This window comes from Actinokineospora sp. (assembly GCF_050699995.1).
Lineage (GTDB): Bacteria > Actinomycetota > Actinomycetes > Mycobacteriales > Pseudonocardiaceae > Actinokineospora.
The window spans coordinates 1-13,920 of record NZ_JBOHGC010000432.1 but is presented as its reverse complement, the minus strand read 5'-3'; the positions used below and the strand labels follow the sequence as shown (position 1 = coordinate 13,920).

General features: G+C 67.3%; 16 protein-coding genes and 1 tRNA gene. 10 read left to right on the top strand and 7 right to left on the bottom strand.

What is annotated here, in order from left to right; translation table 11 throughout:
* Positions 1 to 8: 8 nt before the first annotated feature.
* The 3 genes from wzm to ACRDSQ_RS21405 form a co-directional block, all read right to left on the bottom strand.
* Complete coding sequence (gene wzm, locus ACRDSQ_RS21415; RefSeq protein WP_431423527.1) at positions 9 to 929, bottom strand: galactan export ABC transporter permease subunit Wzm/RfbD; 921 nt, start codon at positions 927 to 929, stop codon at positions 9 to 11.
* Positions 930 to 974: 45 nt separating this feature from the next.
* Positions 975 to 1,799, bottom strand: coding sequence for a class I SAM-dependent methyltransferase (locus ACRDSQ_RS21410; protein ID WP_431423526.1), 825 nt, complete (start codon positions 1,797 to 1,799; stop codon positions 975 to 977).
* A gap of 67 nt (positions 1,800 to 1,866) precedes the next feature.
* Complete coding sequence (locus tag ACRDSQ_RS21405; protein WP_431423550.1) at positions 1,867 to 2,370, bottom strand: bacterial proteasome activator family protein; 504 nt, start codon at positions 2,368 to 2,370, stop codon at positions 1,867 to 1,869.
* A 224-nt stretch (positions 2,371 to 2,594) separates the two neighbouring features.
* On the opposite strand from ACRDSQ_RS21405, the gene ACRDSQ_RS21400 reads away from it, so the two are divergent.
* On the top strand, positions 2,595 to 3,797 hold the full coding sequence (locus ACRDSQ_RS21400) for a cysteine desulfurase-like protein (protein WP_431423525.1): 1,203 nt from the start codon (positions 2,595 to 2,597) through the stop codon (positions 3,795 to 3,797).
* Between the two features lie 54 nt (positions 3,798 to 3,851).
* Here ACRDSQ_RS21400 and ACRDSQ_RS21395 read toward each other — a convergent pair whose 3' ends face one another.
* Positions 3,852 to 4,814, bottom strand: coding sequence for an NAD(P)H-quinone oxidoreductase (locus ACRDSQ_RS21395; protein ID WP_431423523.1), 963 nt, complete (start codon positions 4,812 to 4,814; stop codon positions 3,852 to 3,854).
* A gap of 199 nt (positions 4,815 to 5,013) precedes the next feature.
* Between ACRDSQ_RS21395 and ACRDSQ_RS21390 the strand changes: the two genes are divergently transcribed.
* The gene (locus tag ACRDSQ_RS21390) at positions 5,014 to 6,606 is read left to right on the top strand and encodes a M28 family metallopeptidase (RefSeq protein ID WP_431423521.1); all 1,593 of its coding nucleotides are present in this window, start codon (positions 5,014 to 5,016) and stop codon (positions 6,604 to 6,606) included.
* Positions 6,607 to 6,672: 66 nt separating this feature from the next.
* Here the strand turns inward: ACRDSQ_RS21390 and ypfJ are convergent, their stop codons facing one another.
* Positions 6,673 to 7,587, bottom strand: coding sequence for a KPN_02809 family neutral zinc metallopeptidase (gene ypfJ, locus ACRDSQ_RS21385; protein ID WP_431423520.1), 915 nt, complete (start codon positions 7,585 to 7,587; stop codon positions 6,673 to 6,675).
* A gap of 662 nt (positions 7,588 to 8,249) precedes the next feature.
* Here ypfJ and ACRDSQ_RS21380 point away from each other — a divergent pair.
* The 3 genes from ACRDSQ_RS21380 (at position 8,250) to ACRDSQ_RS21370 (ending at position 9,875) form a co-directional block, all read left to right on the top strand.
* Complete coding sequence (locus tag ACRDSQ_RS21380) at positions 8,250 to 8,711, top strand: MarR family winged helix-turn-helix transcriptional regulator (RefSeq protein ID WP_431423518.1); 462 nt, start codon at positions 8,250 to 8,252, stop codon at positions 8,709 to 8,711.
* A 38-nt stretch (positions 8,712 to 8,749) separates the two neighbouring features.
* Positions 8,750 to 8,834, top strand: a tRNA-Ser gene (locus ACRDSQ_RS21375).
* 120 nt (positions 8,835 to 8,954) lie between these two features.
* Positions 8,955 to 9,875 (top strand): tyrosine-type recombinase/integrase, encoded by a 921-nt coding sequence (locus ACRDSQ_RS21370; RefSeq protein ID WP_431423516.1) that lies wholly within the window; start codon positions 8,955 to 8,957, stop codon positions 9,873 to 9,875.
* 336 nt (positions 9,876 to 10,211) lie between these two features.
* On the opposite strand, the gene ACRDSQ_RS21365 is transcribed toward ACRDSQ_RS21370, so the two are convergent.
* Together ACRDSQ_RS21365 and ACRDSQ_RS21360 are read right to left on the bottom strand one after the other, a co-directional pair.
* A complete protein-coding gene (locus ACRDSQ_RS21365; RefSeq protein WP_431423515.1) occupies positions 10,212 to 10,421 on the bottom strand; it encodes a DUF397 domain-containing protein in 210 nt (69 codons plus the stop codon).
* 9 nt (positions 10,422 to 10,430) lie between these two features.
* A complete protein-coding gene (locus ACRDSQ_RS21360; RefSeq protein WP_431423514.1) occupies positions 10,431 to 11,261 on the bottom strand; it encodes a DUF5753 domain-containing protein in 831 nt (276 codons plus the stop codon).
* Between the two features lie 224 nt (positions 11,262 to 11,485).
* On the opposite strand from ACRDSQ_RS21360, the gene ACRDSQ_RS21355 reads away from it, so the two are divergent.
* The 5 genes from ACRDSQ_RS21355 to ACRDSQ_RS21335 are packed head-to-tail and all read left to right on the top strand — an operon-like array spanning position 11,486 to position 13,861.
* Complete coding sequence (locus tag ACRDSQ_RS21355) at positions 11,486 to 11,620, top strand: hypothetical protein (RefSeq protein ID WP_431423513.1); 135 nt, start codon at positions 11,486 to 11,488, stop codon at positions 11,618 to 11,620.
* Between the two features lie 11 nt (positions 11,621 to 11,631).
* A complete protein-coding gene (locus ACRDSQ_RS21350; protein ID WP_431423512.1) occupies positions 11,632 to 11,940 on the top strand; it encodes a hypothetical protein in 309 nt (102 codons plus the stop codon).
* Positions 11,937 to 12,326: a hypothetical protein gene (locus ACRDSQ_RS21345; RefSeq protein WP_431423511.1), complete on the top strand. Its 390-nt coding sequence runs from the start codon at positions 11,937 to 11,939 to the stop codon at positions 12,324 to 12,326. Before ACRDSQ_RS21350 ends, ACRDSQ_RS21345 begins: the two co-directional genes overlap by 4 nt.
* A 10-nt stretch (positions 12,327 to 12,336) precedes the next feature.
* Complete coding sequence (locus tag ACRDSQ_RS21340) at positions 12,337 to 12,708, top strand: hypothetical protein (RefSeq protein WP_431423509.1); 372 nt, start codon at positions 12,337 to 12,339, stop codon at positions 12,706 to 12,708.
* Between the two features lie 40 nt (positions 12,709 to 12,748).
* On the top strand, positions 12,749 to 13,861 hold the full coding sequence (locus ACRDSQ_RS21335; RefSeq protein WP_431423508.1) for a radical SAM protein: 1,113 nt from the start codon (positions 12,749 to 12,751) through the stop codon (positions 13,859 to 13,861).
* Positions 13,862 to 13,920: the final 59 nt, after the last annotated feature.

Sequence of the window (13,920 nt, the reverse complement as noted above, 5' to 3'; positions counted from 1 at the left end):
TGCCTCACCTAGACCCAGTAGGAAACACGCGCACGGTAATTGCGCATGGCCAGTAGCGCCAACGACCAGCCGACCACCGTGATACAGCCGACGACGATCCAGTGGTGCCAGCTCTGCTGGCTGCCGATCAGGGGAGCGCGGAAGATCTGGATGAAGTGGTAAAGCGGGTTGGCCTCGATCAGCCAGAACTGCCAGGCACCGAGGTTGCCGCCGAACTTCTGCGTAAGCGTGTCCACCGGCCACACGATCGGCGTCATGAAGAAGAGCAGCTGCGTGAGCGCGCCGATGACCTGGGGGATGTCGCGGTAGCGGGTGCTGATGATGCCGAACAGCAGCACCACCCACGTGCCGTTGAAGGCGATCAGGAAGAACGCCGGGACGGCGGTGATGATCGACCAGTCCAGGCCGGGCTGCGGAACGCCGTTCGGCGGCACCAGCAGGTAGCCGTCGGTGGCCAGCGCCGGGAAGAAGATGGCCAGCACGATCGCGTACACCAGCAGGTTGTGCGCGAACATCAAGGTCAGCCGCCACACCGTCCGCAGCGCGTACACGGTCAGCGGCGCGGGCAGGTGCTTGATCAGACCCTCATTGGAGATGAAGGTGTCCGCGCCCTCGGTGATGCAGCCGAGAATGAAGTTCCAGACGATGAACCCGACCGTCAGGTAGGGCAGGAAGGTCCCGATCGGCGTGCCGAAGAGCTGGGAGTACAGCAGGCCGAGGCCCGCCGCCGTGACCGCCATGCTCAGCGTGATCCACAGTGGTCCGATCACCGACCGGCGGTACCGCTGCTTGATGTCCTGCCACCCGAGATGTCCCCACAGCTCGCGCTGGGTGAACCCCTGTCGAATGTCCTCGATCGCACGGCTGAGCGTGCGCCCGGTGTGCGCCTGCGGCACGGGCGTCTCCTCAGTCGGGATGGTTGCTTGCACGGTGGACGAGCCTACCGGCGGCCCGTCCCCCGGTCGGGGACGGGCTCACACTGCGGTGATGCGAACGACCACCTGTTCGTTGAGGTGCGTATACGCTAGGTATTCGGCCTCGATCGAGGACGCGGCCAGGAATTCCTCCCAGGCCTTGTACTCGTGCTCGCGCCAGCCGGGGTAGTTGAAGAACTCGTCGAACACGATGATGCTGCCGACCCGCAGCCGCGGCCCGACCAGTTCCAACACGGTCTTGGCCGAGCTGTAGAGGTCGCCGTCCACGTGCAGGAAGTCGACCGGTCCCTCGTGCTCTTCGAGGAACTTCGGCAGGGTGTCGTCGAACCAGCCGACCACGAGCTCCGCGCCCGGGACGTCGGGCAGCCCGTCGACGCGGAACGCGCCCGCCGGGAAGCCGAGCCGCCAGTTGTCGGGCAGCCCCTCGAACGAGTCGAAGCCGTAGACGTCCTCGCCGCCGCGGGCGGTGGCGATGATCTTCAGCGTGGTGCCGGTGTAGACACCGAATTCGAGCGCCATGCCGCCGGAGGGGGCCAGGCTCAGCCCGTGCTCCAGCGTCTGGTGCGGGTGCGGGAAGTGCTTCGCGGTCGACATGTGGCGCTGCGCGAACTCGCCGCTGTCGGCCGCGGCGTCGCGGTCCGAGGCGAAGACGATGTCCTTGCGGGAGCGCTCTTCGAACTCCCGCACGTAGTCGCTCTGCCGGTCGAGCCGGTGCTGAAGCGACGTGACCTGCTCGCGCAGTGACTCGAGCTCACGGGCCTGCTCGTGGTGGTATCGCGACACGACCTCGTCGACCGCCTGCTTGAGCTTCTCACGCAGGGATCTCTTCAGGTTCTCGGTCTGATCGCGCACCCTGTCGAGCATGCTGGCTCCTCTCCACGACGAAAGTCAGCGAAGGATACGGGGAGTGCTTCGCCACGGGTAACTCACGTCACAGGTACTGGCCGGTGCCCCGGATGTGGGTGCCGTCGGCGCTTTCGGCGCCGCCGCCGACACCCGGCGGGAGGCCCCGGCGCATCTGCTCCAACTGGACCCTGGCGGCCATCTGCTGGGCGAACAGCGCGGTCTGGATGCCGTGGAATAGGCCTTCCAGCCAGCCGACCAGCTGTGCCTGGGCGATCCGCAGCTCCGCGTCCGACGGCGTGCTCTCATCGGTGAAGGGCAGCGACAGCCGCTCGAGCTCCTCACGCAGCTCGGGCGCCAGACCGTCCTCCAGCTCGACGATCGAGCGCTTGTGGATCTCGCGCAGGCGGTTGCGGCTGGCCTCGTCCAGCGGTGCCGCGCGCACCTCCTCGAGCAGCTGCTTGATCATCGTGCCGATCCGCATGACCTTCGCGGGCTGCTCGACCATGTCGCCGACCGACTCGCTGGGCGTCCCACCGGCCTCGGGAATGCGCGCGGCGCCCAGCGGCGAACCGTCGGGCCCCACGACCATCACGGTGTGGGACTGGTCCTCACTGTTCTCGGCGGGGTTCTCGGCGTTCTCGTCGGCAGAGCTGCGGGCGTTCATGGATTGGCTCATCTGCTCCGTCCTGGGCCAGATCGGGATCGGCGTGAAGGGCATCTCCCAGGGGGAGTCCACCGAAGTCACGTCTGCGAGGGTAACCGCTCCGCCTCCCCACGAAACGTCGGCTGTCCGGCGTGCGTACGGTGTGGCCCATGGCCTTCGACGTCGCGCGAATCCGCGGGCTGTTTCCCGCGCTCGGTGACGGCTGGGTGCATCTGGACTCGCCCGCCGGAATGCAGGTTCCCGAGCAGGTGGCGACCGCGGTCTCGACGGCCCTGCGCGCGCCCGTGTCGGGCCCGGGCGGGGTGTTCCCGGCCTCGCAGCGCGCGGAGGCGATCGTCGACGCGGCCCGCCGCGCGGTGGCCGATCTGGTCGGCTGCGACCCGGCCGGAGTGGTCCTCGGACCGAACACCGCCGTCCTGCTCGCCCGCCTCGCCGAGGCCCTCGGCGAACGCTGGCTCATCGGTGACGAGGTCACCCTGTCCCGGCTCGACCACCAGGCCAACACGGCCCCCTGGCTGCGCGTCGCGCAGCGCGCGGGCGCGACCGTGCGCTGGGCCGAGATCGACATCGAGACCTGCGAACTGCCCGCGTGGCAGTACGAGAACCTCATCTCGCACCGCACGAAGGTCGTCGCCGTCACCGCCGCGTCCGGCGCCGTCGGCACCCGGCCGGACCTGAACAAGATCGCCGACCTGTCGAAGGCCGCGGGCGCGTTCGTCGTGGTCGACGCCTCCTCGGCGGCGCCGTTCGTGCCCATGGACATCAACACCATCGGCGCCGACGTCGTCGCGGTGTCCGCGCACGCCTGGGGCGGCCCCGCGGTCGCCGCGCTGGCCTTCGCCGACCCGGCGGTCATCGACCGGCTCCCCGCCAGCTCCCTGGACCCGCGCGCCTTCGGCCCGGCCCGACTCGAACTCGGCGAGAACGCCTACCCCCTGCTCGCGGGCCTGGTCGCCTCGGTCGACTACCTCGCCGAACTCGACGACGCCGCCACCGGCACCAGGCGCGAACGCCTGCAGACCTCGCTGAGCTCGGCGAAGTCCTACCAGGCGGGCCTGCTCTCCAGGCTGATCGGAGACCTCCGCGGCCAACGCCACGTCATGGTCATCGGCGACGCCATGCGCCGCATCCCGACCCTGGCGTTCACCGTCGCCGACGTCAAAGCCACCGAGGCCGTCGTCCACCTGGCCGACCACGGCATCTGCGCCTTCGCCGACGACGCCCCCAGCGGTGTGTTCGCGGCCTTGGGCGTCGGTGAGGTCGGCGGCGCGGTCAGGGTCGGCCTTGCCCACTACACAAACTCGGTAGAGGTCGACCAACTAGTCGAAGCCGTCGCCTCCCTCCGCCCCTGACCCCGCGAGTCCCCTGTTCAGAACAATGAGTTCCACGTTCGCGACAGTGAGTTCTCACTTCGAGACGGTGAGGACGAGTTTTCCGAACACGCCGCCCTCGTCGAGCATCTGGTGCGCGTCGCCGGCTCGTTCGATCGGCAGGACTTCGTGCACCACCGGCCGCACCTTGCCCTCGGCGATCAGCGGCCAGACGTTCGCCACGACGTCCGCGCAGATCTCGCCCTTCTCGGCCACCGGCCGGTACCGCAGGCTCGTCGCGGTGACCGACGCGTTCTTCGCCAGGAGGGCGCCGAGGTTCAGTTCGGCCTTCACCCCGCCCTGCATGCCGATGACCACCAGCCTGCCGCCGCGGTTGAGCGCCTCGACATTGCGGGCGAGGTATTTCGCCCCCATGTTGTCGAGGATGACGTCGGCGGTCACTTCCTTCTCGAATTCCGTCTCGCGGTAATCCAGCGCTACGTCGGCCCCCAATTCGCCGCACTGAATAGCCCGTTCGGCCGATCCGGCGGTAATGGCCACCCGGGCGCCGATGGCTTTGCCGATTTGAATGGCGTGCGTCCCGATTCCGCTCGCCCCGCCGTGCACGAGGAGCGTTTCCCCGGCGGTGAGCCGAGCGGTCCGCACGACGTTCGACCAAACGGTGCACGACACCTCTGGGAGGCCCGCGGCCGTCACCAATTCGATACCTTCGGGGATCGGCATCAGCTGCGGCGCGGGCACGGCGACGAGTTCCGCGTATCCGCCACCAGCGAGAAGGGCGCAGACGGCGTCACCGACGTGCCACCCAGTCACCCCTTCGCCCAACGCCGCCACGGTGCCTGAGCATTCGAGACCGATCACTCCCGATGTCCCCGGCGGCGGCGGATAGAAGCCTTTCCGCTGCAAGAGGTCGGCGCGGTTGACCGCGGTCGCCGCGACGCGGACCAGAACTTCGCCGGGGCCGGGTTCCGGGTCGGGCACCTCGGTCCACCGCATGACTTCCGGGCCGCCGGGCTCGCTGATCGTGATCGCTCGCATGTGGACGACCGTATCCCGCGAGCGCCTCGGCGCCGACGCCGCCGGTGTTTCTCGTCTGTCCAGGTGAATCTATGCGCAGTTGATAATGAACAGCTATTGACCAGCGCGGGTAATCAGGTGAAGGTGTGCCTGCCGGAACATCGGATCGCGTCGGGGGCGATCGCCGGTTGGCACCCAACCCATGAACAAGGGGACCTGCATGCCCAAAAGTCAGACGCTGCGCGTCGGAGCCGCCATCCTCGTGGCCACCGGCGCCCTTGCGTTCACCACTATTCCGTCCTCGGCGGCGCCGACCGCGACAGCCGAGCTGCCGGACGGCCCCGCCCTCGCGCGGAACCTCGTCAAGAAGGTCACCGGATCGGGGGTGAACCGCCACCTGATCGCGCTGCAGCGCATCGCCGACCAGAACGGCGGCATCCGCGCCGCGGGTACCCCTGGCCACGCCAAGTCGGCCGAGTACGTCGAGGCGAAGCTCAAGGGCGCCGGATTCGACGTCTCCCGTCACGAGTTCGACTTCACCTTCACGCAGACCCTCGCGGAGAAGCTGACGGTCGCGGGCGCGGCTGTGCCGATCTCGATCATGACCTACAGCCTCTCCACCCCGGTCGGCGGCATCACCGCGGACCTGGCCGTCGTGCCCTTCGGCGCCGACACCACCCCGGGCTGCGAGATCGCCGACTACGCGGGCATCGTGGCGACCGGCAAGATCGCCCTCGTCTCCCGCGGTGGCTGCACCTTCGCGCAGAAGCAGACGGTCGCCGCCGAGGCGGGCGCTGTCGGCGCCGTCATCTACAACAACACCGATGGCCCGCTCAACGGCACCCTCGGCGACCCCCTGGTGGCGAAGCTGCCCACCGGCGGCATCACCAAGGCCGACGGCGAGGCGCTGGCCGCCATGGGCGGCTCGGTCACCCTCGAGCTGCGCGCGCTGCGTGAAGAGCGCAAGAGCTACAACGTGATCGCGCAGACCAAGACCGGTCGCAAGGACAACGTGGTCATGGCGGGCGCGCACCTCGACAGCGTGATCCAGGGCCCCGGCATCAACGACAACGGCTCGGGTTCGGCTGGTCTGCTCGAGACCGCCCTGCAGCTGGGTGGCTCGCCGCGGGTCAGCAACGCGGTCCGCTTCGCCTGGTGGAGCGCCGAGGAGCTGGGCCTGATCGGCTCGACCAAGTATGTCGACTCGCTCACCTTCGAGCAGCAGGTCGACATCGCGCTGTACCTGAACTACGACATGATCGGCTCGCCGAACGCGGCGTACTTCGTCTACGACGGCGACGACTCCGACGCGGTCGGCGCGGGCGCGGGCCCCTACGGCTCGGCCCAGATCGAGAAGGCGTTCGTCGACTTCCTGGGCGCCACCGGCACCCCGACCCAGGGCACCGACTTCTCGGGTCGTTCGGACTACGGCCGCTTCATCGCGGTCGGCATCCCGGCCGGTGGTTTGTTCACCGGTGCCGAGGGCATCAAGACCCAGGCCCAGGCCGACCTGTGGGGTGGCCAGGCCAACGTCGCCTATGACAAGTGCTACCACCAGAAGTGCGACAACCTCGGCAACATCGACCGCGTCGCGCTCGACCGCAACTCCGACGCGATCGCCTGGGTGACCGCCTCGTACGCGGTCAGCACCGAGGAGATCAACGGCATCCCGCCGCGCGTTCAGCGTGCGGAGACCCGGGCCGCCCAGACTCGGATGATGCGCATGCAGCTCGCCAACGAGGACGCCGCGGCCGCCAAGGCCGCGGGCACCGACACGGTCGGCTGCATCCACGTGGACCGTCCGGCCGCGTAAGCAGTAGCTCGTAACCGAGAGAACCCCTGCGGCCACGTGCCGCGGGGGTTCTCTCGTTCTTGGTGCTCAGCCCAGGTCGCGCGCGCTGAACGTGTCGCACTGCGCGGGGTCGCCGGTGTTGAGCCCGGCGGTGAACCAGCGCTCGCGCTGCTTCGAGGAGCCGTGGGAGAACTGGCTCTCGTCGACCTGCCCGCTGCCCAGGTTCTCCTGGATGAAGTCGTCGCCGATGCGCGCCGCCACGTCGAGCGCGCGGTTGACGTCGTCCTGGGAGATCGACTTGATCAGCGGCTTGCCGCTGGAGGTGGGCACGCTGGTGGCGTGGTTGGCCCACACACCCGCGTAGCAGTCGGCCTGCAGTTCCAGGCGCACCGCGTCGGAGGTCGGCCCGGTCCCGCGCTTCACCTTGTCCGAGGTGCCCAGCAGCGTCTGCACGTGGTGGCCGTACTCGTGGGCGATGACGTAGGCCTCGGCGAACGTGCCGCCCTGGGCGCCGAAGCGGGTCTGGAGTTCCTTGAAGAACGCCAGGTCGATGTAGATCTCCTGGTCGCCGGGGCAGTAGAACGGGCCGACGTCGGAGGTGGCGCTGCCGCAGGCGGTGTTGACGCCGCCGGTGAAGAAGTTCGTCGGCGCGGCCTGGTACGTGCTGCCGGACCGGGCGAACGCGTCGGTCCAGTAGCCCTGGATCGAGTTGATGATCGCGACCAGCGCGCAGTCGGAGTTGGTGTTGGCGTCCTTGCCGGTGCGGCACTCCTTGGACAGGTCGGAGTTCGACACCGTCTGCCCCTGGCCGACGTCACGGGTGCTGATGGGGGAGCCCTGCGGGAGACCGCCAAGCTGGGAGAGCACGAAATACAAGATCATGCCCACGATTCCGAGACCGCCGCCGCCGAGGGCGACCCGGCTGCCGACGCCACCGCCGCCGGAACCGCGCATGTCCTGCACCTGGGAGGTATCCAGGGCTACGTCGTCATTGAACTCCACAGGCCCACTCCGCGTCCGACGGTCGGGGGCACGCCCCCGCTGGCATTGTCGGGGCAAACGATAACCAGGTCCCCGACCCAAGGCCGGGCGGACATGCGCCTGGGTGCGGCGCCGTCGGGCTGCCGCACCCAGGTGTTACCGCTGATGTAGTGGCCGCCGCCTCGCCGGTTGGCGTGGATCCCTGCCGAACGGTCTGGAGACACGTCCGACGCAAGGTTCAACAGCGTCGAGGTGCCATCCGGATGCGCGTCACGCATGGGCACACTCGAATCCGGTGAATTCGCCGCTCACAATCACAGCTGGGTCGATGCTGTCGCCTCAGCCGCGGGGTCGCGACGTGCCGCCGGCCACTACTGGGGATAGCTGCTCCGCCACGGCACCACCTATCCTTCCTCGACAGGCACGGCGACCAGCGCGTTCGGCCTAGCGCTCGGGTCCACTCGGGCCAGCCGTCTCCCTTCCCATGTTGCTCCCATCACACCCGACTGACAACCCCTTCACGGGTCCTGAACTGGTGAAATTCACCCTCACTGTCCGGAACGGACCGCCCGCGTTCCGTTGTGGACACACCCACAAGCGGCGCCACGGACGAGTGACCGAACCGGCACGGCGTGAAACGCGAAGGACATTGTCCAGCGCGGCTTTGGCCGTAACCTTGGCCCGTGACACCTGAACCCCGCTGGCTGCGGCCCGACGAGATGCGCGCCTGGCGCGCGTACGTCATCGGCAGCGAACTGCTGCGACAGCGGCTCAGCCGCGAACTGCAGGAGAGCGAGGGCATCGCCCTGCCGGACTACGAGGTGCTGGTCCGCCTCTCCGAGTGCGAAGGGTGGCAGATGCGGATGAGCCACCTGGCGGGCCAGGTCGCGTCCTCCAAGAGCAGGCTGTCCCACCAGATCTCGCGCATGGAAAAACTCGGCCTCGTCAAACGCGTCGAATGCGCCGACGACGCCCGCGGCGTCATCGCGGAGCTGACACAGAAGGGCATGGACACCCTCCGGGCGGCCGCCCCCACCCACGTCGAAGGCGTCCGGGCCCACCTCGTCGACCTCATGACACCCGAGGAACAAGAGGTCGTCGCCTGCATCTTCGAGCGCGTGATCGAGCATCTCGACCAGGGGTGAGGAACCCGGTTGTCGCCTTGGTTAGGCTGACCGGGCAGGGAGGCGTGGCAGAGCGGCCGAATGCATCCGCCTTGAAAGCGGAAGACGGGCAACCGTCCGGGGGTTCAAATCCCTCCGCCTCCGCAAGGGAGCCCTGACCAGCAGAAATGCGGGTCGGGGCTCTTGTGCTTAGTGCACAGTTGAGCGCGCACAGTGCTTCCAGTGCACACGCCTGGGTGACATTCCGAACCCAGGATGGAGACCATGAGAACGCCGTACACGTATGCCGATGGCGAGTGGGGGACGCTCGCGCAGGAGTGGCGCCGCTCACTTGAAGCCGACAACAAGTCGACGAACACGATTCGTATCTATTTGCACGCTGTGCGCTTGTTGGGCGATTGGGCGAATGCGCGCGACGAAGAACACGGACCGCTCGAAATTCCCACGTCTGAACTCCGCGTCTATATGGCCGAGCTGATCGACCGTTCCAGCGCAGGCAACGCTCACAACAATTTCCGATGCCTGCGCACGTTCTTCAATTGGCTCGTCGACGAGGAAGAACTCGACCGCTCGCCCATGGACAGGATGAAACCTCCGCAGGTCGAAGAGGTGCCCGTTCCGATCATCACGTACGACCAGTGTGCGACGCTGCTCGAAACGTGCAAGGGCAAGACGTTCGCTGACCGGCGCGACACCGCGATCATCCGCGTTCTCTTCGACACGGGAGGGCGCCGGGCCGAGGTGAGTTACCTCGGCCTCGACGAGATCGACCTCGACATCAACGCCGTTCGGGTGCATGGCAAGGGACGCCGCGACCGCACTATTCCGATCGGGGCCAAAACGGCGCAAGCGGTTAGCCGATACTTGCGGGCGCGGTCCCGTCATCCCCAATCCGCGCTACCTGCGTTGTGGTTGGGTTCGACTGGACAGGGTGCGCTAACTCATGCTGGCGTCAAAGCAATGTTGATCAGACGTGGCCACGAGGCGGGAATCGGGCACATTCACCCGCACATGTTCCGGCACTCGCTCGCGCACTACTGGCAATCAGAAGGCGGCAACCAGGACGACCTAATGCGCATCATGGGCTGGAAATCCCGCGAGATGCTCGGGCGATATGGGGCCAGTGCCGCAGTAGAGCGGGCGCACGCAACCGCGCGTGCCCTACGAATCGGCGACCGCGTCTAACGGTGACGACAATGCGCTGTGCTGGTTTCATGGATGAGCGAATGACACCAGCGCAGCGCAGCCTTCACGCGCGAATCGCTGCCCACACTTCGTGGGCCAACACCACCGACCGGGCGGCGAGAACCGCCGCGGCGCGCAAGGCGGCACACGATCGGTTCGCAACCCTGGTCGACCCAGACGGCGAGTTGCCCGCCGACGAGCGTGCTCGACGGGCCGACAACGCACGATCGGCGCACTTCTCGCGCATGGCGCTACTCAGCGCGCAGGCGCGGCGACGGCGCGGGCACTAACGCGCGACGGGGCTGTCCAGTCGGACAGCCCCGTCGTGGTGTGCAGCTAGTGCTCGGCCTGGTTGCCCTTGAGATCGTCGAGGAATGCGCCGAACGCTGCGTGAGCGAACATAAGCGCTGGTCCGGTCGGGTTCTTCGAGTCACGGACGGCTTGCTGACGGTGGAGATCGGCGACCTCGACGCATTGTTGGGCGCCACCGCTTCGCGTGCTCTTGCGCCAGCGCGCGCCGTGCAGGTCCGCGGCGGGGTTCACCATCGGTACTCCTCAGCTCAGCTCTTTGATGCGTTGATCCAGAAGCGTCCGTGTGTCGTCCTCGGACAGTGCGTCGGCTTGCGCGTGATCGAACGCGAGGATATACGGGCCTGCTGTCTTGACGTAGTCGCCGCTTGTCAGCGTCTCGACGTAGGCGATGGTTGCGCGAGCGCGCTCGATCCACAACAGCGTGAACGGGCAACTCAGGGCGGCGTGTGGGCCTGCGTCGTATACAACGACCCGGATCGAGACGTTCGGCCGATCGGCCAGGGCTCGGAGTCGTTCGAGTTGACGACGCATCATCTTTGGAGTCCCCACACGGCGGCGTAGGGCTTCCTCTCCTAACACGATGAGCACCTTCGGACCGTTGTCGCGGAAGATGCGGTTACCGCGCTGTTCCCGAGCTTCGGCCATGCCGTCGACATCGGCCGCAGTGACCATTGGTGATCGGGAGAGTTGTGCTGTGGCGCACTCGCGTGTTTGGAGAAGGCCAGGGATCTCTCCGTACACCATCCGGATCTCGCTCGCGGCGCGTTCCAGCGCTACGTACTGCTTGGCCCAGTCACTCACGCGCTCTGGGGCCGCTCGGCGCCTCGCTTCTTCTGCGAGCTTGCGCACCCGCTCAGCGTCGCGAGCGGTTACGCCGTATTGGTTCAAGAGGGTTTCAAGCTCGCGCTCGTTGAGCGTGAGCATCCCGTTCTCGACCTTGGATAGCTTGCCTCTGTACCAACCGAGGCCGGAGTTGGCGGCGTCTAGCTCCACGCTTGCGGCTTCGCGCCGTTGACGGAGTTCCTCGCCGAGGATCAGTCGTTGCACGACGGGGCCGGGATCGTCCTCGATCATGCCCGACAGTCTGCCGGACGGCGATCGGTTCCGGCGAAGTGCTTACTCTCAAGTTGAGTCTCAAGATTCACCCGTTTGCGCGTGGCTTCGGTTGAGACTCACTTTTATGCTCAGTTGGTGTCTGCGGGTGTCTCTTCGCGTCGAGTCGCCCCACTAGCCGCGGGACCGGTGAACGCCCCCCGACCGGTCACCGGTCCCGCATCCATCTGAGGGGACGGAACGAAATGCGGATTACCGGCGGTGAGATCGCGGCCGTGGTCGTGGTCGGCTTCTTTGTCCTGGGATGCCTTGTGCGGAATTGGCATCTGAGCTGGGAGGCGCGGCAGGCCGAGCCCGAGCGTGCGGCGGCCGAGCGGTGAGCGTCGATCCGGTGGTGTTGCGTTTGGCCGATGCTGGATTCGCGATAGTGCCGGTCCTCAACATGCGCGGGGGCGACACGGGCGTGTTGGCGTGGCGTCGTGACGTGTTGGATCTTGTCGTCGTCACGGCGTGGTCTGACGACTTCGCGTTCGGCGCCCGCGTGCCCCACGGTCGGGACTGGTCGCGCCCGTTCGCCCCGAGTGTGGGCCGTCGGCACGGTCCGGCGCCGTTCGCCGACCTTGTCGACCTGGTCCTCGGCGGGCGGCATCACTTGGGCGACGACCCGGAGTGCGTGCCCTCAATAGAGGGGGCGCGGTGAACACCCCCGACGACGCGCTGCAGGCCCTGACGGCTCGCGGTTTCCGATACATCCAGACACCGGGGTACGCCCTCGATGGTGGGTGCATCCCTTGGACGCTGTTGTTCATCTTCGGGTGGGAGGCGCCCTACGTCGACGCTGTGCACGTGCGCGGCGCCGACGACGTCACGGCGTTTCGCGCACACGTCGACGACACCGGCGCAAGCACAGCGGCCGAATCGGTCGTGTGGAAGTGCGAGGGCGACATTGTCGAGGCGGTCGCCGAGCTGCTCGCGCTCCCGGCCCCTGATGAGCCCGGCGCGCCCACTCGCGTCATTCGGACCCCCAGTTCCTTGTGGACACCGGGCGATGGCGTGTCCCTTCCCGACATCTTCTCCTTTCTGTGAGGTCATCGTGTTGAACTCGTTCGGTCCCGTCTCAGCGTTCGTTGCGGTCGCCGTGGTCACGCTCGCCGTCGCTGTCACCTACTACCTGCGTCCCTCACGCGGCGAACACGCGAACCCCCATGGCGCGGCGACCACCGTCGCAACTCTGCGCGCGGAGCACGAGCGCGCCGAGCCGTGTTCTCGATCGCGCACGTCAGGTAGCCCATTTGGCCTGTTGTGCGGATACGACGACACGCCAACAGTGGTGATCATGGACTTGCCGGACGCGCCCGCGCTCGTGCGCCCGTACGTCGAGGACCCGGACTATCGCCGGGCGGCCGTCCTGGCGTTGACGGCCAATGAGCCGACGAGACGTCTGCCACCCCTCCTGATCGCGGCATGACAACCACCGACCAACGCGAATCGCAGACAGGGAGAGGCGAATGCACGCGCTCATCGCAAGTCCGTTCCTCGATGACTACCTGGTGTTGAAGCCGGACAGCCAACAGGCCGTCAAGATCGGCGCCCGCAAGTTCGACGAGTTGTTGACGACCTCAGCCGACCCCGAGGCGCGATGCCCGGAGTGGCTGACCGACGCGGCGCGGAAGCGGTGGGACCTCGACATCGTCGGGCGCCACCTAGCCGAGGCGGTGAAGGTGCGCACCCCATCGTCATACGGCTACGGTCGCGCGTCGTATGAGCTGAACCTCGGGTGCAACTACGACTGTGAGCACTGCTACCTCGGACAGAAGAAGTTCGAGGGCCTCGGGTGGCGTGACCGTGAGGCCCTGCTGCACACCATGCGCGATGCCGGGGTGCTGTGGCTGCAACTCACCGGCGGCGAACCGACGATCGACAAGCTGTTCCCGCAGGTCTACAACGCCGCGTGGGATCTCGGCATGATGATCACGATCTCGACCAACGGGTCGCGCCTGCACTCCAGCCAAATGTTCGCGTTGCTCACGGAGCGGCGCCCGTACCGGATCACGGTCAGCGTCTATGGCGCGACCGCCGAGGCGTACGACGGGCTCACCCGCACGCGCGGCTCGTTCAAGGCGTTCACGACCGGGCTCGCCGCGGCGCACGAGATCGGGCTGCCGATCCATCTCAACTTGGTGATCACCAAGCACAACGCGCACGAACTCGACGCTATGAAGGCGTTCGCCGAGGGCCTCGGCGTGACTTACAACGTGTATTCGAACATCTCGCCGACGATCCACGGCGGGGCTGAAACCCTGCCGTCGCAGTCGCCGGAGTTTCTGCGCGAGCGCAAGCCGTTCACCGGGTGCGGCGCCGGACACACCCACTTTCACACCGACCCGCACGGTATGGCGAGTATCTGCAAGGTCGGCCGCGACCCGCAGGTCTCGCTCGTCGAGCACGGCGTCGAGGGCCTGCGCACGCTCGCCGAGGTCGCCGATTCGCTCATGCTGCGTACCGGCGGCTGTTCCGGGTGCGCCCTCTCGGGTACCTGCTGGACCTGTCGCCCCCTGGCCAAGCTCTACCAGGAGGCGAAATCCCCCCTAGACCGCTACTGCCAACACGGGGGGAGGTGAACATGTCCGCTGTGGTGATCGAACTGACCCGCCGCCCGCTCGGCGACGACGACGTCGAG